Raw genomic sequence first — 1562 nt, forward strand, 5'->3', positions numbered from 1 at the left:
ATCGGCACGCCGGCGCGTCTCTCCGGGGGCGACGGTCATTGCCCCCTTGTCCGTAAAAAGCGCAGTCTCCCGGGCAAGTGCCGCGCCATCGGCATGGTCGTATGCCGCGCCAGCCCTCTCAGCCAGCGCGATCGCCGCCCTCGTGCCGTCTATATCCGTATCAAAGCTGAAAACCGGGCACCGACTTGACGACAGTAGCGACGCGGCATGCGCAGCCGCGCGCTCAATCAGCGCTTCCCGGTTGCCGATCCAAGCAACCGCCATTCGCTAAACTACTTTCTGGTGCCGCCACGATCCTAGACGAAACTGGATTGGCCGTGAACCCCACCTTGCAGCGGATCAGCGAATGTTTTCATACGCTATCAACAAATTCCGACCCTGCTTAGTCATATTTGACGTAAGCGAAGCGTTGATCGGTCAGCGGAGTGCCCTCCAGCGCCCCGCCTTCCTTGGCCGGCTGCCACTGGACAACATCCTCGATCTTTTTCGCCAACTCGAAATCCTTGTCGGTAATGCCTTTCGCCGCGTGGTTCATCAGGCGCACCTCGACCCAGGCATAGGAGGCGGTGATATCGGGATGGTGCCACGCCGCCTCGGCGAGATGGCCAACCGTGTTGATGACCATCAGCGTCGATTTCCAGCTGTGGGTCTTGTATTTGCGCCGGATCCAGCCGTTTTCGTAGCGCCATTTTGGCAGCTCCTTCTCAAGCCGCTCGGCGATCTCGGCTTCCGAATAGACCTTTTCCTTGACTGTCTCGTTCATCTCGACCTCCGCGAATTGCTCGGTCTGTCTACACGCCGGAGCCAGCAAACACGTGGATGCATTCTCTTTGGCTTGCCCCATCGACGAAAACAGTTATCATGGTACCGGGCACCTAAACTTCCATGATGCATCCATGATGCACCCATCGGGGGGCAGATGTCGAATTCTGTTACCATACGAGTGCCCGCTCGCCTGCACCTTGGCTTCCTTGATCTCAATGGCGATGCCGGACGGCGGTTCGGCAGCGTCGGGCTTCCATTGAGCGAACCCGAAACCGTCGTCACCCTGTCGCGGTCCGGCGAAACCATCGTCGAAGGCTCCGAGAGCACCCGCGCCAGCGAGCATCTGTCGACGCTCTGCGCGCATCTCGGCATTCGCGCCCAGCACCATCTGGTGGTCGAGCAGTCGATCCCCAGTCATGCGGGTCTGGGGTCCGGCACGCAGATCGCCCTTGCCGTCGCCTCGGCGTTGCGCACTCTCCATAATTTGCCTCTGGATATCGCCGGCGACGCGGGCCTGCTCGAGCGGGGCGGCCGATCCGGCATCGGCATCGCAAGTTTCGAAGATGGCGGCGTCATAGTCGACGCCGGCAAGAACGACCGCGGCGGAACGCCTCCGGTCGTCGCGCGGCTGCCGTTTCCGGAAGAGTGGCGCGTCATCCTCATCCTCGACCATTCCGGGCATGGACTGCATGGCGCTGCCGAGGTCGCGGCGTTTCGTTCGCTGCCGCCGTTCCCAACGGCAGGCAGCGGGGAGATCTGCCGAAGGGTGCTGATGGGCATTATGCCGGCTTTGGTCG

The 1562-nt window shown here is 61.6% G+C and carries 2 protein-coding genes and 1 pseudogene; 1 reads left to right on the top strand and 2 read right to left on the bottom strand.

The annotated features are described in order from the left end of the window. Together EN939_RS38735 and EN939_RS33580 are read right to left on the bottom strand one after the other, a co-directional pair. Window positions 1–264: pseudogene (locus tag EN939_RS38735) on the bottom strand (tungsten formylmethanofuran dehydrogenase); the annotation flags it as partial. 118 nt (window positions 265–382) lie between these two features. Then, window positions 383–763, bottom strand: coding sequence for a 4a-hydroxytetrahydrobiopterin dehydratase (locus EN939_RS33580; RefSeq protein ID WP_027036898.1), 381 nt, complete (start codon window positions 761–763; stop codon window positions 383–385). A 156-nt stretch (window positions 764–919) separates the two neighbouring features. Between EN939_RS33580 and EN939_RS33585 the strand changes: the two genes are divergently transcribed. After that, on the top strand, window positions 920–1562 hold a 643-nt coding region (locus EN939_RS33585; protein WP_127271758.1), incomplete at its 3' end, for a beta-ribofuranosylaminobenzene 5'-phosphate synthase family protein.

It is taken from the genome of Mesorhizobium sp. M7A.F.Ca.CA.002.05.1.1 (assembly GCF_003998335.1).
In the GTDB taxonomy this organism is placed as follows: domain Bacteria; phylum Pseudomonadota; class Alphaproteobacteria; order Rhizobiales; family Rhizobiaceae; genus Mesorhizobium.